This is a genomic window from Corynebacterium breve (assembly GCF_030252165.1).
In the GTDB taxonomy this organism is placed as follows: Bacteria; Actinomycetota; Actinomycetes; order Mycobacteriales; family Mycobacteriaceae; genus Corynebacterium; species Corynebacterium breve.
This window is the reverse complement of the sequence record NZ_CP126969.1, coordinates 1,639,508-1,657,627: the sequence shown is the minus strand read 5'-3', so window position 1 is coordinate 1,657,627 and position 18,120 is coordinate 1,639,508. Positions and strand designations below refer to the sequence as shown.

The following is an 18,120-nucleotide window of genomic DNA, read 5'->3' as shown; positions in this document are numbered from 1 at the left end:
CTTCAGCCTAGTGCACGCGGGTAGTGACCAGATAGGGGTCAAAAGACGTGTGCACAGGCCTGCTCAGCAGGCCCTGTCGGTGCAATCGCCTTCTGACTTCGACAGGATATCTTGGATCGCCAGGTAACGCTGAGGTGATCGTCACGACGGCGGAACAGGTCAAGGCTTCCAACCCGGATGCGGTTTATATCTGTGATCCAGTAATTGGTAACGAAGAGGTTGGCTCGTTCGTGATGCCGAAGATCCCTGAGGTGCTGCGTGAACGGATCATTCCGGTGGCAGATATCATCACCCCGAATCAATGGGAACTGAGGCTTTTGTCGGGGCGGAGGCTTTCGTCGATAAGCGAAACGATCGACGCCGCACGATCCCTCAATGATCGCTGCATCGTGACATCATGCGAAGCTGAGCCCGGGCGAATTGGAAATTTGGCAGGATGGCCAGAGGAGGCGTGGTACGTTGAAACGCCACGCCTTAAAGGCAAGACTGTTGGAACTGGCGACTTGGCCGCGGCGATTGTTGCGGCCACTCATCGCGAGGGGCCCAAAGCCGCCTTGGAACACATGGCTGGCACGCTTTATGACATGGTGTATGCGACCGTGAGCGCAGGGCTGCCTGAAATGCCCCTGATCGCCGAGCAGGAGCTTATTGTCACGCCGCGGTCGTCATTTGGGGCCGTGCGCGTCTAGACGATTCGCATGGCCCCTCCACGGGCGGTGGGGTGTTCGTTTCTTTCAGGAGGGCTAGTCCCTGGCGGAACTCTGCGTATTTCGCCTTCTGACCTTGTGAGGTAGCCGCGTCTTCGGCCGGTTTGTTCGTCGTCGTTGATACCGTTGTGATACGCGCAGCACGTGGCTAAATTATCGATGTTTGTGTTCCCACCGTACTGCCAAGCGTCATTGTGGTTGACCTGGCATGAGTCGGCGCCTCGTCCACACCCAGGCCACGCGCACACTGGGTTCTCTAGGCCAGCCATGATGCGTTGTTTTTCCGACGCGAATCGCTGGGTGCGGTAGAGATTGACCGGTCCCTCAATCGGATCGACGAGCATCGTGAACCCTGAGTCGGCGAAGACTGAGGCGATAAAGTCGCTTCCAGTCATGCGGGAACCGTCGGTGAGCGACAGGATGACTTCAGAGCCATCGTGACTGTATACGCGAGCTAGGTCTTTGATCGAGATAATGACAGCAGGGGTGCGGAGAGTAGTCGAGCCGCCACCGCGCTCGAAGAGGCAGAAAAGCGCTTCGGCAAAGCTCACGTCATTTGCTTTAGCGTAAGCACGAGCTCGATCAACCAGTGAAGCCACCCGATGCTCTGGGCCAGTCAAGTGCAAGGTGCGGTCGAGTTGCTCTGACGGATTCGACACCGAGGCCTGCGTGCGCGCGGGTTTGACCTCTTGCGGCCCGTTGTAGAACTCTACTTGCTGCTTCGCGAACTGATTCAGAGCATGATAGTCCGCATCGTGGCCGCAAAGGTCCTTGCGGAGTCGCCAAGCATTGGCCTTGTTCACCAACGCCTTCACATGCTTCTCGACGAGCAGCAGCGTGTTCATTGTGTGCCCATTCTGGCGAGCCAGCTCACGAGCGACCTTCTGCTTGCGTGGAGAAGACGCAGGGTCGCAATAGGTCGTCGCTAAGCGTACGAGCTGTTTTGCTGCTGGGACGTCGTACCCGAGACGGCACAGCGCGGCGACGCCCATGCCAGCCGCAGACTCGATCAAGTCCATGGCCCGGGCGCTGAGTTGCGCGTGCTGCTCAAGTAGGTTCATGCCCCTGACTGTAGGGGGCGAAAAGGAACTGGCAAGTGCGTACCGAAAAACCTGTGGATAGCGTGTCCGAACGGGCATTGCCTGTGGATAGAAAGCTAGACTGAGGGACTATGGATATGTTCACGGATACGCCTGAGGGCTTCCGCTCTGGTTTCGTTAGTTTTGTTGGCCGCCCAAATACGGGAAAGTCGACGCTGACGAACGCGCTTGTCGGCGAGAAGATCGCGATCACCGCCGATCAGCCTGAGACGACCCGTCGGCCCATCCGTGGTGTGGTCAATCGGGATGATTCGCAGATCATCCTCGTGGATACTCCAGGCCTCCACCGGCCGCGCACCCTCTTGGGCAAGCGTCTGAATGAAGTCGTGCAGGATACCTACGCTGACGTGGACCTCATTTGCCTCACAGTTCCCGCCGACGAGAAGATCGGCCCCGGCGACCGTTGGATTCTGGACAACGTGCGCAAATTCGCGCCCAATACGCCCGTGATTGGTGTGGTGACCAAGCTGGATAAGGCGACAAAGGACCAGGTCGGCGCGCAACTGATCGAGCTGCACGAGATGCTCGGAGGGGCGGCAGACGTCGTGCCGGTGTCCGCTACCACTGCCACACAGCTCGATGTCTTGCTGGACGTGATCGCCGCGCAGCTTCCTGAGGGGCCACGTTTTTACCCGACCGACCACGTCACCGACGAAGATATGGAGACCCGCATCAGCGAGCTCATCCGTGAAGCGGCCCTCTCGGGGCTTCGCGACGAGCTCCCGCACTCCGTAGCCGTTGAAATCGACGAGATGCTGCCCGACGAGAACAACCCTGACAAACTGGTGATTCATGCCATTTTGTACTTGGAGCGCCCGGGGCAGAAGCGCATCATTGAGGGCAAGGATGGGCGTCGATTCCAGAGCCTGGTGCAGCGCGCGCGTAAGGAAATCATCGCTTTGCTGGATCAAAACGTGCACCTCGATTTGCGAGTGAAGATCTTAAAGAACTGGCAGTCCGATCCGAAGTCGCTGGGCAGGCTCGGTTTCTAGATGGCGTTTCGCGAGTCATTCCGGGACAGAGCAGTGGTTATCCGCACCTATGATTTTGGTGAGGCCGACCGCATCGTTGTGCTGCTCACCCGCAATAACGGCCTCGTCCGCTCAGTGGCGAAGGGCGTGCGCCGCGCGAAGTCGCGCTTCGGATCGAGACTGCAGCCGTTCGTCGACGTTGATGTGCAGCTGTACCCGGGGCGCAACTTGGCGACGATTACCCAAGCCGACACCGTGCGCTATTACGGGTCAGGCATTATCGATGACTTCGACAAATACGCCGCCGGTTGCGCGATCCTTGAGTCCGCCGAGCGCCTTTCCTATGCCGACAGCGACAACGACCCGTTTCTCTTCGATGAGGTAACAGCGAGTTTCGAGGAGCTGCAGAGGGTCGATTACGCGACGGTGATCGTCGATAAGTTTATTTTGCGTGCCACCGACCATGCGGGCTGGGGACTCTCCCTCTTTGACTGCGCGCAGTGTCAGCGGCAGGGCCCGCACCGGGCATTTCACCCGGCTGTGGGAGGCGCCGTGTGTAACAATTGTCGGCCGCAGGGATCCGCGGATGTGCATGAGGAAACATTGCACCTCATGTGGCTTCTCCAGCATGACCACATGGCGGCTGCAGAGGCGATGGCCACGGCGACGTTTGCTGCGCAGGCGCACAGGCTGACTTCGGCGCACCTGCAGTGGCATGTCGAGCAGGGTATTAAGAGTCTGAAGATCATGGAGCAGGCATAATAGGGGAGTGACTGTAACACCTCCTCCAAATATTCCTGCCGAGTTCATCCCGCAACACATTGCGTTGGTGATGGACGGCAATGGCCGTTGGGCCCAAAACCAGGACATGCCGCGTACAGAAGGCCACAAGCGTGGCGAGGCGGTCCTGATGGATTGCGTCGACGCGTGCCTTGCGTTGGGAGAGGTGAAGTGGTTGTCGGCGTACGCCTTCTCCACCGAAAACTGGCGCAGGTCGGCCGATGAGGTGCGATTCCTGATGGGATTTTCTCGCGATGTTTTGCGTCGCCAGCGTGACGTGTTGCATGAGAAGAACGTCCGCATCGTGTGGGCGGGTCGTCGCCCGCGTCTGTGGCGTAGCGTGATCAAGGAGCTCGAGATCGCGGAGGAGTTGACCAAAGACAACACCGCGATGACGCTCGCGATGTGCGTCAACTATGGAGGGCGCGCTGAAATCGTCGATGCTGCCCGCATGCTTGTCGACGAAGCCCGTGCCGGAAACCTCCGCCCCGAACAGATCAACGAAGAATCACTGTCGAATTTCATGTACGTGCCGGATATGCCCGACGTAGACCTATTTTTGCGCCCGTCTGGCGAGCGTCGCACATCGAATTTCCTTTTGTGGCAATCGGCGTACGCTGAGATGGTGTACCAGGACAAATTGTTCCCGGATTTCACTCCGCAGGACATGTACGATGCCGTCTTGGACTACGCAAAGCGTGATCGCCGATTCGGAGGAACAAAGTGACGCAGCTTGAGGCGCCGACTAAAAAGCAGGTAAAGAGGTGGCGTCAATATCTCGCAAATGAGCGGGCCGAAGCCGCTGTGTACCGGGAGCTGGCCCGTAAACGTGATGGTGAAGAGCGCGAGATCCTGCTGGGAATCGCTGAAGCGGAGTCGCGCCACGAGAATTACTGGCGCGAGAAGCTTGGCGACCAAGTGGGAATGCCACAAAGCCCGGATTTGCATACGCGTTTTATGGCGTTTATGGCGCGTCACTTCGGTTCGGTGTTCGCGCTGGCGTTGATGCAGTCTGCGGAGCAGCGCACACCGTATCTTGCAGACGAGGACGCACCTGATCAGATTGCCGCTGATGAGGCGATGCACGCCGAGGTGGTGCGTGCGCTCGCGCAGAAAGGGCGCGAGCGGATGTCGGGTTCCTTCCGTGCGGCGGTCTTTGGCGCGAACGATGGTTTGGTTTCCAACGTTGCGCTTGTTCTTGGCGTAATGGGCTCCGGTGTTTCGACGAACATCATCTTGCTCACTGGTATCTCTGGCCTGCTTGCCGGTGCGTTGTCCATGGCCGCGGGCGAATATGTCTCTGTGAAGTCGCAAAACGAACTTCTCGAGGCCTCCAGCCCCGATCCTGAGGCCCGAAACCTACTGCCGAAGCTCGATTTCCAGCAAAATGAACTCGCCTTGGTCTACCGTGCCCGAGGGATGTCTCTTCGCGAGGCGCAAGCCAAGGCCGAGCGCAACTTCAAGGCAATTGAGCAAGGCATGCTTGTCGACGAAGACGTGGACGAATCCCAGCAGGGCCTTGGCTCGGCCTGGGGCGCGGCGATGTCATCTTTCGTCTTCTTTGGAACCGGCGCGTTTATTCCGCTGATTCCGTTTTTGTTTGGTGCTTCGCCGGCCACCGGCGCAATCATTGCTTTGGTGCTAGTTTCGATCGCGCTTCTTTTCACCGGTGGTGTTACCGGCGTATTGAGTGGCAAACCGCCTCTGACCCGTGCGCTTCGTCAGTTGGCGATCGGTCTAGGTGCCGCGGGCATCACGTATGTGCTCGGTGTCCTGTTTGGCACCGTGGTGGGCTAGGAAGCCTTTTTCTGGCAGCTCTGGCAGATGCCGTATATCTCGGCATCGTGGCCGGTGAGTGTGAAACCGTGGGCTGCGGCAGTGTCTCGCGCCCACTGTTCCACCGGTCCGCCTTCGATTTCTTCGGTGTGTCCGCAAGTGCCACAGACCAAGTGGTGGTGATGGTCGTCGGTCAGGCAGTGGCGGTAGAGGGTCTCTCCGCTGGCCATATGCAAAACGTCGACGGCGTGGATATCAGCCAGAGATTGTAAGGTGCGGTAGACCGTGGTGAGGCCGACTTTCTCTTCGCGATCTTCAAGTTCGCGATGAATTGCCTTAGCCGAGGTGAATCGATCGATGTCCCGAAGTACGTTCACCACCGCTGTGCGTTGGCGGGTGTTACGAGCGCCAAGTTTTGGCACGTTGGTACGTGGCGACATCATATTCTCCTTGCCATTCGATCAAAGTGGCTCCACTTTCGCCTAAAAGGCTACCAGCTTCAAGCAATCACAACGATCATTGGCAGAAGTCAAGGCCTCGGATGTGGAGTGTTTGGTTCTAGTCCTGGGTCACGGCTTGTGCTTTCGTCGTCCGGTGCACCGAAGAATGCTGCCGGAGTGGCCGCCTGCCCGGCAGTCTCGTTGGTGCGCTTCTCGCGGCGCTCGGCAAGCTCGTCTGGGTTGTCTGCTTTGTGGGCGACAGCGTCAGCGTCGTTGATCAGCTGGATCGCTTCAGGTACCGCAAGTGTGTACACCACTTCGCGGCCCATGCGCTTCGACGACACCAGTCCCACCTTTTTCAACACGCGCAGATGCTGGCTGATGAGGGGCTGCGATTTATTGAGCGTCGAGACCAATTCATGTACAACGTGGTCGCGTTCGGACAACAGAAGAAGGATTGCCATGCGCAGGTTGGAATCCAAGGCACTGATTATTCTGGCCGCATTGGTGACTTTGTCCATGCTTGCCTGAGTACCATCCTTCATAGGTGCGCTCCGTTCAATAACATGCGTTATTCGACTAGTTTTGTTGTGCGAATAAATAAAGTACTTTCCTGTCAATAACCCCAGCGTAAGTGCCGAGCGAGGAACAGCAAGGTACCCCCAGTTATTGAGCAACGGTTGCGGTTTCATGCAACCGTACAACCACTATATTAAACGAGTGTCCAATTAAGGTATTAGGGAAGTGAAACTACCGCTTTTGCGCACCATTCGGGGGTATTAAAACAATTAAGTCGCCGAATTACAACTCCCGTGACGGGAACGCTAGGGGCATGGGGCATTCGCTAATCTTGACCGCTACACTGGTTGAGAGTTTTCATCCCCCTACCAGAGGAGAATTTAGTTCCATGGCTGCGTCCCTAATTGATACCGTAGTGAACCTGTGTAAGCGCCGAGGTTTGGTGTACCCGGCAGGTGAGATTTACGGTGGCACGCGCTCCGCGTGGGACTATGGTCCGCTTGGCGTTGAACTTAAGGAAAACATCAAGCGTCAGTGGTGGCGCCACATGGTCCAGTCCCGCGCCGACGTTGTCGGAGTGGACACATCGATCATTCTGCCTCGCCAGGTCTGGGAGACCTCCGGCCACGTCGAGGTGTTTACTGACCCTCTGGTCGAGTCGTTGCACACCAACAAGCGCTACCGCGCAGACCACCTTCTGGAGGCGTACGAAGAAAAGCACGGCCACCCGCCAGTCAACGGTCTTGCCGATATCAATGATCCCGAAACCGGTCAGCCCGGCAAGTGGACTGAGCCACGCGAGTTCTCTGGCCTGATGAAGACATTCCTTGGTCCGGTGAACGACGAAGAGGGCCTGCACTACATGCGCCCGGAGACTGCACAGGGCATCTTTGTGAACTTCAAGAACGTCATGACGTCCGCACGAATGAAGCCTCCGTTCGGTATTGCGAATATCGGTAAGTCATTCCGTAACGAGATCACGCCGGGCAACTTCATCTTCCGCACCCGCGAGTTCGAGCAGATGGAGATGGAGTTTTTCGTCAAGCCAGGTACCGACGAAGGATGGCACCAGTATTGGATCGACAACCGCCACCAGTGGTACATCGACCTAGGCATTGACCCAGAAAACCTGCGCCTTTACGAACACCCGCAGGAGAAGCTGTCCCACTACTCCAAGCGCACCGTAGATATTGAGTACGCGTACGGCTTCCAAGGCTCCAAGTGGGGCGAACTCGAAGGCATCGCAAACCGTACCGACTACGACCTCCGAGTCCACTCCGAGGGCTCCGGTGAGGACCTGTCGTACTACGACCAAGAAGCCGAAGAGCGTTGGACCCCGTACACTATTGAGCCTGCTGCAGGCCTGGGACGAGCGATGATGGCATTCCTCGTCGATGCATATTTTGAAGATGAGGCACCAAACGCTAAGGGTGGCGTCGATAAGCGTGTCGTTTTGAAGCTTGACCGCCGTCTGGCACCTGTCAAGGTCGCGGTTCTGCCGCTTTCGAAGAAGCCTGAGCTGTCCGGACCTGCGGAGGACCTTGCCCAGAAGCTGCGCATGAACTGGAACGTTGACTACGACACCTCCGGCGCAATCGGTCGTCGCTACCGCCGCCAGGATGAGATCGGAACGCCATTCTGCGTCACATTCGACTTCGACTCACTCGAAGACAATGCGGTGACCGTGCGCGAGCGCGACTCGATGGAGCAGGAGCGCGTGAAAATCGACGAGCTTGAGGCATACCTCGCGGCTCGCCTGGTGGGCTGCTAATGCATTGGGTCAGCTGGGATCGCACGGATCGGAACAACCTCAAACTGCTCGCCGAGGAAGGCCCCGAGGTTGTGGCGGAGTTTGGCGACCGCTCGGCACTCGTGGGTGGCCAGCGTTGGGATCTCGCTGTGGCGGTAGAAAACGCTGCAGTGGCGACGGTCGCAGGTGCGGAGGTCGTCCGCACTGGCCCGCTGAAGCGTTCCAAGGAGATCCCGGTGACAATTGAGGGACGCCAGTATCTCATGGTCAACGAAGACTCCAGCGACTGGATCATCGACGATGCCACCGGCGCCAAAGTCGCGCAGTTCTCTGGGCGCGACCACGGCGTGCGAAATGCGAATCTCGAATTCGAAGGCGAAACTACACTGCCGACGACTGACATCGTCGGCTTGGCCTGGGCATCGCGCCTTGCACTGGAATCCAAGACAATGGGTTCGTCGGTTGCACTGATCGCGACTCTGTTGCTTTTGACCGCAGTAGGACTACTGGTTTTCATCTTCTAGGCGAATCATGGACAAAGCGGGCATCTTCACAGGCGGCACCGGCGGAAAATGGGTGTGGGAGGGCAATGAACTTTTTGATGCCCACACTAACCCCATTGCACTTGTGCGCTCCGATGTGCTCCTTGTTGGTGAGCAACGACTCCTCATCGAGTACAGCCCCGGCCCACAGCATTTTGTTGTGAGGGCTACGAGTGTCGACGGCACCCTGTATCGAGTGAGCCAAAAAGGCTTCACAGTGTCGCAGCTCGAAGGAGAATGCGACGGACGCCACTACGCATTGAACCGCAATCGCTGGTGGAGCAAGCAGCGCAACATTGTCAATGACTGGGGCGATATTGTCGCCACCGTGAATCCATTGATTTCTGGTCGGGTCGAGGTTTTAGACGGGCCAGCTATCGACGACGTTCCCACCCTCGACCTAGTGTTCTTGACCTGGGCGCTGGTGCTGGTGGACTCCCCAGTCCGCCAGACACTGACCTAGAAGGCCCTAGAACGAGCCGCCGCGGGAACCGCCACCCCAGCCGCCGCCTCCGCCGCCAAATCCTCCGCCGCCGAAGCCGCCACGGGAGCCACCGCCACCGGAGAGCATTGAGCCGATGATAATGCCTTGGGCGATATCGCCGAAGGTCCCCGCTGCCTGGCGATTGCGGTAATTGTTGATGTCGTTCTGTGCCGCGCGTGCAGCACGACGCGCCGATTCAGTTGCCATGCGGGCAAGCTCGATGGCGTTCCGCGTGTCATTGATGCGTCGGTTAAGTGCATCCGCATGTTGGCGCTTCGCTTCTGCCAATAGGGTGCGGGCCTGGGAACCCACCACGCGACCGTAGGACGCAATGAGATCCTCCGCGCCCTGAATCTGAGCTGCGGCCGCATTGAGTTGCTGATCCAGGATGCTTAGTTGGCGCTCCTGGTCACGGGCTGCGCCTTGGGCGTCAGCGATAGCTTCGTCGAGTTCAGCATCCGTGTGCGTGAGATCAGTGAACGCCTTTAGCGGGTCTTGATTCGCAATGGCGCGCGCTTCTTGCAGTGCATAGCGGGCCCGGTGCGCGACGTCGTTAAGCGTGCTGACGTTGATGCGTGCGCCGGACTGAGTTGCTGCCTTGAGTCGCTCGGTTTCGACGATCTCGCCCTCGATTTCCTCGATGAGGGCCGGCAAATTTGCCTGGGCATTGCGAATATTGGCATCCGCGTTTTCAATCGAGCGCAACAGATTATCAGCGACCTCAACGGAGTGCTCGCCGGTGCGGATGTGGTCCACCAACGCCCCCTGCTGTCCGGCCGGTCGCGACTCAAGCTCGCGGGCGGAGTCGAGATTGTTCTCGGCTTCTTGGAGCGATGCCACTGCGAGCTCTACGTTGTCTTCGATCGAGTCCAGCATCGCGTCGGAGTAGCGAGATTGCAGATCTTTGAGAATCTCACGGGCTGGCTCGATACGGGTGCGAATCGATACGGTGCGTTGCGTGATCTGGTCAATGGCATCCGGGGCGGTAATGAGCAGATTGCGCATCTCGGAAAACTCTTCAGACTTGCGGTCCAACGCTTGGTCAGCTGTACCAGCAGACGAAATAATGTCCACAAGCATGGATCGCTTCTCTGGCTCGGTTTCGGGGATCGCATCATTGAGGCGCTTCTGGATTTCAAAAGCGCGCTGCATCGCAGAGTTCGCGGTGTTCATCGCAGCGGTAAATGAGCGCGTGCGGTCGGGTCCGAACTCTGCCGTCGCCAGATCCAACTCTTCACGTCCCAACCGGATCGATTCGTCGACCGCTACCAAGGTATCCTGCGCAAGCTGTTCTAGGGTCTGTGTCGGGAGTTTCGCCAGTGACCTAGTATCGGCCGGGTCGATGTCGCGGGACGATTCCAGCATCGCCGCCGACTCTTTCTTGTTCTTCCTGCGCGAGTACGCCCACAGTCCACCGCCGGTCAGGGCGACCGCACCTGCACCCGCGCCCAGCCAGGTGGCGTTTTCACCGGAGGAGCCACCTGGGGTAGCCGCCTGCAGCGCGTTGACGGCGGCGTCTGCCCAATCGTCGTTGGACAGGGAACTGAATGCGGCCTCGTTCATGTCGTCGAGTTGGGCCTGAGTCCACTGCGAACCGACGTGGATGCCGTAGAGGCGCTCCTCCGGCGAAATCGCGATCACGGCCGTATTGTCACCGCCGTTTGCTGCCACAGCCTTTTCTGCCCACTCGGTCGGCTGGTAATCGCCGAAACTCGGCATGTACACGACATAAGCGTTCAATTGGCGCTCTGAGCGCAATTGGTCGATTGCATCCTCGATCGCTGCAATATCGGTCGCAGAGAGAATGCCTGAGGCATCAGTTACCGCAGTCGTGAGGCGCACCGGCTCCATCGTTGCTTGGGCCTGGGCTTGCACCGTTACATCACTAGTCAGGGCGAGTGCTGCCGGCGCGCAGGCAAGTGCAACAGCGCCACCCAAAAGTGGAGCGGCGAGAAGGGCTTTGAAGTGTTGCGCAGTCATGCACACTAGATTAGCGGTCAAACCTTGACGTTGCCGGAAAGCATCCCGAAAGCTTATCGTGTCTGGCCACATCGTTATCGAATTCCCAGATAGGCTGAAAAACTGTTATGACCTATGAATACTCAGCGGCCGATCTGGCTCGCTTGGCTCCCGAAGGACCCAAGGGTTCGCAGTATAAAAACACGGAGGCGGACCACCGGGGCGCATTTTCACGCGACCGGGCACGTGTACTGCACTCGGCGGCGCTTCGTCGTCTAGCGGACAAGACGCAGGTCGTTGGCCCTCAGGACGGGGATACGCCCCGTACTCGCCTCACTCACTCGCTCGAAGTTGGGCAGATCGCCCGGGGTATTGGCACCGGGCTTGGCCTTGACTCGGATTTGTGCGATATGGCGGGTCTCACCCATGACATTGGCCACCCCCCGTACGGACACAATGGCGAAAACGCCCTCAATGCGCTGGCCCAAGAGGCAGGAGGCTTTGAAGGCAACGCTCAGACTCTGCGCATTCTGACCCGTCTTGAACCGAAAGTGCTTTACGACGACCACTCCGTCGGACTCAACCTCACCAGGGCGGCACTGGACGCGGCGTGCAAATACCCGCGCACGGCAACGAACCCCGACGGGTCCAAAAACCGCAAATACGGTGCATACGACGAAGATGCGCACATTTTGGAATGGATCCGCGAAGGCCACGTCGACGAACGCCCAAGCATGGAAGCCCAAGTGATGGATTTCTCCGACGACATCGCCTATTCGGTGCATGACGTAGAAGACGGCATCATTTCTGGACGAATTTCCCTGCAGGTGCTGTGGGATCTTGTCGAGCTAGCGCAGCTGGCGGAGAAAGGCGCAAAGGCCTTTGGAGGCACAGCTGAGGAGCTTCTCGAAGCAGCAGATAGGCTCCGTGCGCTCCCGGCAATTGGTGAAGGGGCTGAGTTCAACTACACCTTGCGCAGCTGGACGCAGTTAAAGAGGCTTACCAGCGAACTCGTCGGTAGGTATGTCGGCGCCGTGATCACCGCGACAGAAGAGGCGGACCAGCCGAAGCTCGGGCGGATGCATGGAGATTTGATCATTCCGCCCGATGCTGATGCTGAGGTGCGCCTGTTGAAGACGGTGGCGGTGCTTTACGTGATGGATATGCCGACGCATGTGGCTAGGCAGGATCGCCAACGCGATCGAATCAACCGAGTCCACGATTACCTCACCGCCGGCGCGCCGGGCACTTTGGACACGATGTTCGCCGCCTGGTGGATGGAAGCGGAGACGGATCAAGAGCGGGCGCGCGTGATCATCGATCAGATTGCGTCAATGACGGAGTCGCGATTGGAACGCATTGCGAAGCGATCTTCAGGGCTAGCGGGATTCTTGGGGTAGGGCAAAAGTAACCTTGCGCAAAAGCGTCTGGTTTTCCAGACGCTTTTGCGCAAGGCACCAAAAATGACTATCTGATCAGGTCAACTCCGACGTCACGGAACATGCGATGCACGCGCCGCGTGTCTTCACTTGGGATATTCCAGTCGGAGCACAACACACGACGCACGCGGTACTCGCGCAGCAGGTCGGCCAGTCCATCAAGATTGGTTGGGGCCGGTCGGTCGGCGGGGTAGACCACCGTGGCGATAGCTTTGTATAGGTCAGACAGGCTGCCGACTGGGGCCGTGATCAGGATCGGGTTGCGTCGTCGTCTAAGCATCGGTCACCTCGCAGAAGGTTTCGTAGTGATCGTCGGTGTAGTAGAAAACGTCGGGGTCATGGGCTGGGTCGCCACCTGTCACGATGCGTTTGGCCCCGCGGTGCGACAATCCAGGAGTTTCAACGGTGTATTCGCGGTAGTAGCCCAGTTTTTCGTCGGGAAGCACTCCCTCATAGTTACCAAAACGGGAACCGTCGTTGTCGGGGTACTCGAATGGCCCGCCGGCATAGATGTCGTCGATGGTGTCGTACGCCTCGTCGGGCAAAGTTGAGCACGCATCGCTTGCCGACGACACCTGCGTTTTTGGTGTCGTCTCGCCTTCGTCAGGAAGGTTGTTGAAGCCGAAGATTCCAGCGACTGCGAGCAGTGCAACGCTGGCGATGATGGAGGGCACGGTCTTACGGCCCTTTTGTCCGGAGCTGGCCATGCGCCCATTGTGCCCCATGGCGTTTTTGCGGATGCATTGGGGCAGAGATTCCCAGTATGTAGGATGTGTTTCATGGCTAAGGGCAGAATTCCAGATTCCGATGTTGAGGCGATCCGTGAGCGCGCTGACATCGCAGAGATCGTGGGGGAGTACGTCCAGCTGAAGCCGGCGGGTCACGATTCGCTGAAAGGACTGTCGCCGTTTAAGGATGAGAAGACGCCGTCTTTCCACGTCCGCCCGGCGCGAGGTTTCTATTACTGCTTCTCTACGAGCCAGGGTGGCGACGTTTTCAAGTTCCTCATGGAAATGGAACACCTGACGTTCCCCGAGGCTGTGGAGTCTGTCGCCGACATGATCGGCTACCAGATCAATTACCAGGGCGGTTCGACGGGTGCTCGTGACGTCAAGCCCGGCACCCGCGCGCGTTTGATCGCGGCGAACAAGGCAGCCCATGAGTTCTATCGCGAACAGCTGGAAACGCCAGAGGCAAAGCCTGCGCGTGATTTCTTGCTCAACCGTGGATTCAGTCAGGACATCATCTACACCTTCGAGTGTGGCTATGCCCCGGATGGTTGGGACACCCTGACCAAGCATTTGTTGCGTAAAGGTTTTGAATTCAAGGAGCTCGAAGACGCAGGCTTATCGACGATGGGCCGCCGCGGTCCCATCGACAAATTCCACCGTCGCCTGCTGTGGCCCATTAAAGACTTGTCCGGCAATGTCATCGGCTTCGGTGCCCGCAAGCTCTTCGACGACGACAAAATGGGCAAATACATGAATACCGCGGATACGATGCTCTATCACAAGTCGAAGGTGCTTTTCGGAGTGGATTTGGCAAAGAAGCACGTTGCCTCTGAACGCCAGGCTGTGGTCGTGGAAGGCTATACAGACGTGATGGCGATGTACGCGGCAGGTGTCAAGACTGCCGTGGCATCGTGCGGCACAGCGTTCGGTTCCGAGCACTTGGCGATCCTGCGTCGTCTCATGCTTGACGACGACTACTTCCGCGGCGAGCTCATCTATACTTTCGACGGTGACGAGGCCGGCCAGAAGGCCGCGATGCGCGCTTTCGAGGGGGACCAGAAGTTTACGGGCCAGTCGTTCGTCGCCACTGCTCCTGACGGAATGGACCCCTGCGACCTGCGCCTCGAGCGTGGCGATGCCGCCGTGCGTGATTTGGTGGCCAGCCGCATTCCCATGTTTGAGTTCGTGATCAATTCGCTGTTGAAGGACTACCCACTAGATACGGCAGAGTCTCGGTTGCAAGCTTTGCGGCGCACCATTCCCGTCGTCGCCCAAATTCGCGACAATGCGCTGCAAACCGAGTATGCCCGCCAGCTCGCAGGGTGGGTGGGGTGGCCCGATCCAAGTGAAGTGATGCGCCAAGTCCGCGCGGAGGCGAAGAACCCCTCGCAGAAGAAGCAGCGAGTGTTTGACCGCCCCACAGCCGATTCCGTGCAAAACACACAGGCACCGATGCTTATTGCGCCAAACCCGAACGATCCAAGGTTATGGGCGCAGCGTGAGGCTCTTAAGATCGCGTTGCAGTACCCAGACGCTGCCGGCAGCTATTTTGACGGTATCAATCCGGACGCGTTTACCAACGATGCGTACCGGCAGGTTCGCCAAGCGATGACGGATGCGGGCGGCGCAGCCAACGCCCAAAGCGGCGTGGAATGGCTCGCCGCAGTTTCGGGCGAGATGAAGGATCTCGCGGGGCGGAACTTCGTATCTCAGCTGGCCATTGAGCCGATTCATGCCGAAAACATGGAGCCCCACGCCGACTCGGTGTTGTCGCGCCTCCAAGAAGTGCGCGTAAGCGACCAGATCGCGCAACTGAAATCCCAGCTGCAGCGGATGCGCCCGTCGGATGATGAGGTGGCGTACAACTCGCTCTTCTCCGACCTTGTTGCACTGGAGAAGGCGCGCCGAGAACTCAATGACCGCGCCTTGCGCAATTAGTCCCTACTGCTCGAGGAAGTCCAGGCCAAGGTCGAGCACGTCGACCGAGTGAGTGAGTGCACCGACGGCGACAAAATCCACGCCGGTATTTCCATAAGCGCGAGCATCGGACAGGGTGAGTCCACCCGAAGCCTCGAGCTGCATCTCAGGGGCCTGGTCATTGCGCTTGGACACAGCCGTGGCGACATCGTCCACAGAAAAGTTATCTAGGAGGATCATGTCGGGTTTGTACGGCAGGAGAGCCTCGAACTGCTCCAACGAGTCCACTTCGACTTCACAAAACTTCGAGGGGTACATGCGGCGTACGTCCAAGTAAGCTTCGACAACAGAACCTGCCGCGATGACGTGATTGTCTTTGATCAGGGCTTCGTCGCCAAGCCCCATGCGGTGATTGATTCCGCCACCGGCGCGCACCGCGTACTTTTGCATTTCGCGCATGCCGGGCAGGGTCTTGCGCGAATCGCGAACACGTGTCGGAGTGCCTTCGAGTTCTCTCACCCAGCGAGAGACGGCAGTGGAGATGCCCGACATGTGACCGATGAGGTTGAGAAAAGTGCGCTCACAAGTCAGAAGCGCTCGGGTGGGGGCCTCAATGCGGGCGACGATGTCGCCGGGAACGACGCGTGCGCCGTCGTCGACAAGCAAAGCTACAGAGAACTTCTCCGTGGGGATTTGGGTCTCCAGAGTCCAGGCGATGATCTCCAAGCCTGATACGACCCCTTCTTGGCGAGTCCGTACCTCCGCAACCGCGCGGGCAGATTCAGCCACGGTCGCGATCGACGTGATATCCGGGCCGTAGTAGAGGTCTTCTTCCATGGCGCGGTGAATGGCCCGGAGCGTATCGGTACGGTTGAGTCCGTTTGCTTGGTCAGTCATAGCGACCATCGTAGGCATAGGATGGGGCCATGACCGTCATTGTGTTGGATCCTCGGTGGCCTGAACTGATTCCGATGGGCGCACTTTCGCGCTTGGAATCGCCTGTGACCTGCACGGGGGAGGTTCCAGTGTCCGTGCGATGGAGCATAGCGGAGCTACCTACTCGTGAGGGGTTGACTGGATGGGGCACACTATTGACGACGAACCCGCACGACCCCGAAGTAGCCCGACGCAAGGAGCGAGGCGAAACGGTATTCGAAGTTGCAAGTCGCCATGACAAGGTGTTGCAGGCCGTGGAGACAATGCGCACGAGCCGTGACCGCGGGGCCTGGGAGATCGGCCAGACCCATCGCTCGTTGCTGCCGTACCTCAAGGAGGAAACGGAGGAATTCGCGGCTGCGGTTCGTTCTGGGGTCAATGATCGGATGCTGATGCGCGAACTCGGCGACGTGCTTCTCCAGGTGTTCTTCCATGCAGAAATTGCTTCACGACGAGGCGCCTTCGACTTCTACGATGTCGCCGAATCGTTCACCAACAAAATGCGTTCGCGCGCCCCGTACCTCTTTGACGGCTCGACTGGCATTGTCGGCGAGGCCGAACAAGATCGCCTCTGGCAGGAGGGCAAAAAGCGCGACGGCTAGAGATTGGAGGACAGCAGGGGAGCGACGTTGCGCAGCTCCGGCAGGCCGGCTTCCGCAGACAGCTTCGATGCGAACTGCAGCGCCTGATCAGCCGGGGTGAGCTTATCGGCCTTGACGATCTTGCATTCCAGGGCGCGGTCGCCCAGCTTGTTGATGGTCGGGCCGCTGACAAGCTTCATGGTGGCGTCGTCGCCAAGTTTGGAGTTGAGGTCTGCAACCAGCTGGCTGCGGGTGGTGGTGTCGTCGACAAGCTTTGCGCCACGAAGTACGGTGCCCAAGGTGCTGCAGTCAGTGTTTTCAACGCCGGCGTTGATGGTCTTGAGCAGGTCAAAGACGTTTGCGTCTTGTGCCTGGGCTGGTGTTGCGAGTCCGAAGGTGAGTGCTGCTGCTGCGATGGTTGCGCCGAGGCGGGTAAAGCGAGACATGGGAGTCCTTTCGGGAAATGTGAGGGAGAGACATTCTCAAGCTAGCGGAATCCACCTGGTGCGCCTGGGTCGGAAGGGGCAAAAGGTAAAACTGTGACATAACTGTTATCTGGGAGTCAGGTGCAAGGTGTATGGGAACCTTGCAAAGGCGGAGCTGCGAATACCGGTTTCTCGGGGCTGTCACGGTAGGATTTGACCTCATGACTTCACCTCGTCGCGCAGCTGGATGCGGCATCGCCGCTATCACTGCCGTCGTGCTAGCCATTATCTTGGTTATCGCCATCGTCGCGTGGGCGTTATCGGCATTCGCCCCGGCCATCGTCCCGCGCAACCTCCAACCAGTGCCCGAGGACGTTCCTCCTGCTGTTGCCGAAGCGCCACCGCTCATCGACGTGCACGGCCCCGGTCGCACCTCGGATCAATTGGCGCAGTGGGCGCAACCAATCGCTGACGCGACCTACATCGATCCGCAGGCCGTGCGCGCCTACGGCAACGCTGAATTGATCGCACGCGACGCGTGGCCTGAGTGCAACCTCGCGTGGAATACCTTGGCCGGCATCGGTTGGGTGGAAACGCGCCATGGCACCTATACCGGTAGGACCTGGGATCAGGGCAAGCTTGACGACGAAGGCTTGGCCGAACCTCCGATCATCGGCGTTCCGCTGGATGGCTCTCCCGGCTTTGCCCATATTCCAGACACTGACAACGGCGAGTGGGACGGCGACAGTGAATATGATCGCGCGATGGGGCCGATGCAATTTATCCCGGAGTCGTGGCGGCGCTATGGTCGCGATGCGAATGGCGACAACGACCCAGATCCGCAGCAAATCGACGATGCAGCTTTGACTGCCGCTAACCTGCTGTGCGCCGACGGTCGTGACCTTTCAACTCCCGAGGGGTGGCGCGACGCGGTGTTCGCCTACAACCAATCGAATGACTACCTGCTCAAAGTTCGTGACGCGGCGGGCGCCTACGCCATGGGGCAGCCTGCGGTACGGTAGTTTTCCCTGGGTGTTTGGTCACATCAAAAGGGGTAATTTGG

Annotated in this window: 20 protein-coding genes; 12 read left to right on the top strand and 8 right to left on the bottom strand. The window is 58.7% G+C overall.

Annotated elements, in window-relative coordinates:
• Positions 1-134: 134 nt before the first annotated feature.
• The gene (locus tag QP027_RS08085) at positions 135-689 is read left to right on the top strand and encodes a bifunctional hydroxymethylpyrimidine kinase/phosphomethylpyrimidine kinase (RefSeq protein WP_284823917.1); all 555 of its coding nucleotides are present in this window, start codon (positions 135-137) and stop codon (positions 687-689) included.
• On the opposite strand, the gene QP027_RS08080 is transcribed toward QP027_RS08085, so the two are convergent.
• Entirely contained in the window at positions 686-1,768 is a 1,083-nt protein-coding gene (locus QP027_RS08080; RefSeq protein WP_284823915.1) for an HNH endonuclease signature motif containing protein, read from the bottom strand. The two genes, QP027_RS08085 and QP027_RS08080, sit on opposite strands and share 4 nt — an antisense overlap.
• A 110-nt stretch (positions 1,769-1,878) precedes the next feature.
• On the opposite strand from QP027_RS08080, the gene era reads away from it, so the two are divergent.
• The 4 genes from era to QP027_RS08060 are packed head-to-tail and all read left to right on the top strand — an operon-like array spanning position 1,879 to position 5,355.
• Positions 1,879-2,799 carry a GTPase Era gene (gene era / locus QP027_RS08075; protein ID WP_284823914.1) on the top strand — a complete coding sequence of 307 codons (921 nt, stop codon included), beginning with the start codon at positions 1,879-1,881 and terminating at the stop codon, positions 2,797-2,799.
• Complete coding sequence (recO, locus tag QP027_RS08070; protein WP_284823912.1) at positions 2,800-3,540, top strand: DNA repair protein RecO; 741 nt, start codon at positions 2,800-2,802, stop codon at positions 3,538-3,540.
• 7 nt (positions 3,541-3,547) lie between these two features.
• Positions 3,548-4,285 (top strand): isoprenyl transferase, encoded by a 738-nt coding sequence (locus QP027_RS08065; protein WP_284823910.1) that lies wholly within the window; start codon positions 3,548-3,550, stop codon positions 4,283-4,285.
• Positions 4,282-5,355, top strand: coding sequence for a VIT1/CCC1 transporter family protein (locus QP027_RS08060; RefSeq protein ID WP_284823909.1), 1,074 nt, complete (start codon positions 4,282-4,284; stop codon positions 5,353-5,355). The genes QP027_RS08065 and QP027_RS08060 overlap by 4 nt, the downstream gene beginning before the upstream one ends.
• Here QP027_RS08060 and QP027_RS08055 read toward each other — a convergent pair.
• The gene (locus tag QP027_RS08055) at positions 5,352-5,774 is read right to left on the bottom strand and encodes a Fur family transcriptional regulator (RefSeq protein WP_432418627.1); all 423 of its coding nucleotides are present in this window, start codon (positions 5,772-5,774) and stop codon (positions 5,352-5,354) included. The genes QP027_RS08060 and QP027_RS08055 overlap by 4 nt on opposite strands.
• An 89-nt stretch (positions 5,775-5,863) precedes the next feature.
• Positions 5,864-6,319: a metalloregulator ArsR/SmtB family transcription factor gene (locus QP027_RS08050; RefSeq protein ID WP_284823905.1), complete on the bottom strand. Its 456-nt coding sequence runs from the start codon at positions 6,317-6,319 to the stop codon at positions 5,864-5,866.
• A gap of 362 nt (positions 6,320-6,681) precedes the next feature.
• On the opposite strand from QP027_RS08050, the gene QP027_RS08045 reads away from it, so the two are divergent.
• The 3 genes from QP027_RS08045 to QP027_RS08035 are packed head-to-tail and all read left to right on the top strand — an operon-like array spanning position 6,682 to position 9,048.
• Positions 6,682-8,064: a glycine--tRNA ligase gene (locus QP027_RS08045; RefSeq protein WP_284823903.1), complete on the top strand. Its 1,383-nt coding sequence runs from the start codon at positions 6,682-6,684 to the stop codon at positions 8,062-8,064.
• The gene (locus QP027_RS08040) at positions 8,064-8,567 is read left to right on the top strand and encodes a hypothetical protein (protein WP_284823901.1); all 504 of its coding nucleotides are present in this window, start codon (positions 8,064-8,066) and stop codon (positions 8,565-8,567) included. Before QP027_RS08045 ends, QP027_RS08040 begins: the two co-directional genes overlap by 1 nt.
• Positions 8,568-8,574: 7 nt before the next feature.
• Positions 8,575-9,048, top strand: a complete 474-nt coding sequence (locus QP027_RS08035) for a hypothetical protein (RefSeq protein WP_284823899.1) — start codon at positions 8,575-8,577, stop codon at positions 9,046-9,048.
• 6 nt (positions 9,049-9,054) lie between these two features.
• Here QP027_RS08035 and QP027_RS08030 read toward each other — a convergent pair whose 3' ends face one another.
• The gene (locus QP027_RS08030; RefSeq protein WP_284823898.1) at positions 9,055-11,049 is read right to left on the bottom strand and encodes a TPM domain-containing protein; all 1,995 of its coding nucleotides are present in this window, start codon (positions 11,047-11,049) and stop codon (positions 9,055-9,057) included.
• Positions 11,050-11,156: 107 nt separating this feature from the next.
• Between QP027_RS08030 and QP027_RS08025 the strand changes: the two genes are divergently transcribed.
• A complete protein-coding gene (locus QP027_RS08025; protein ID WP_284823896.1) occupies positions 11,157-12,428 on the top strand; it encodes a deoxyguanosinetriphosphate triphosphohydrolase in 1,272 nt (423 codons plus the stop codon).
• 67 nt (positions 12,429-12,495) lie between these two features.
• Here the strand turns inward: QP027_RS08025 and QP027_RS08020 are convergent, their stop codons facing one another.
• Together QP027_RS08020 and QP027_RS08015 are read right to left on the bottom strand one after the other, a co-directional pair.
• A complete protein-coding gene (locus QP027_RS08020; RefSeq protein WP_284823894.1) occupies positions 12,496-12,747 on the bottom strand; it encodes a hypothetical protein in 252 nt (83 codons plus the stop codon).
• The gene (locus QP027_RS08015; protein ID WP_284823892.1) at positions 12,740-13,174 is read right to left on the bottom strand and encodes a guanyl-specific ribonuclease; all 435 of its coding nucleotides are present in this window, start codon (positions 13,172-13,174) and stop codon (positions 12,740-12,742) included. Before QP027_RS08015 ends, QP027_RS08020 begins: the two co-directional genes overlap by 8 nt.
• Positions 13,175-13,246: 72 nt before the next feature.
• Between QP027_RS08015 and dnaG the strand changes: the two genes are divergently transcribed.
• On the top strand, positions 13,247-15,136 hold the full coding sequence (dnaG, locus tag QP027_RS08010; protein WP_284823890.1) for a DNA primase: 1,890 nt from the start codon (positions 13,247-13,249) through the stop codon (positions 15,134-15,136).
• A 3-nt stretch (positions 15,137-15,139) separates the two neighbouring features.
• Here dnaG and nadC read toward each other — a convergent pair whose 3' ends face one another.
• Positions 15,140-16,012: a carboxylating nicotinate-nucleotide diphosphorylase gene (gene nadC / locus QP027_RS08005; RefSeq protein WP_284823889.1), complete on the bottom strand. Its 873-nt coding sequence runs from the start codon at positions 16,010-16,012 to the stop codon at positions 15,140-15,142.
• Positions 16,013-16,041: 29 nt separating this feature from the next.
• Between nadC and QP027_RS08000 the strand changes: the two genes are divergently transcribed.
• Positions 16,042-16,653, top strand: coding sequence for a MazG nucleotide pyrophosphohydrolase domain-containing protein (locus QP027_RS08000; RefSeq protein WP_284823888.1), 612 nt, complete (start codon positions 16,042-16,044; stop codon positions 16,651-16,653).
• Here QP027_RS08000 and QP027_RS07995 read toward each other — a convergent pair.
• Positions 16,650-17,078 (bottom strand): hypothetical protein, encoded by a 429-nt coding sequence (locus QP027_RS07995; RefSeq protein ID WP_284823885.1) that lies wholly within the window; start codon positions 17,076-17,078, stop codon positions 16,650-16,652. The two genes, QP027_RS08000 and QP027_RS07995, sit on opposite strands and share 4 nt — an antisense overlap.
• A gap of 200 nt (positions 17,079-17,278) precedes the next feature.
• Between QP027_RS07995 and QP027_RS07990 the strand changes: the two genes are divergently transcribed.
• Positions 17,279-18,079: a lytic transglycosylase domain-containing protein gene (locus QP027_RS07990; RefSeq protein ID WP_284823884.1), complete on the top strand. Its 801-nt coding sequence runs from the start codon at positions 17,279-17,281 to the stop codon at positions 18,077-18,079.
• Positions 18,080-18,120 lie beyond the last annotated feature (41 nt).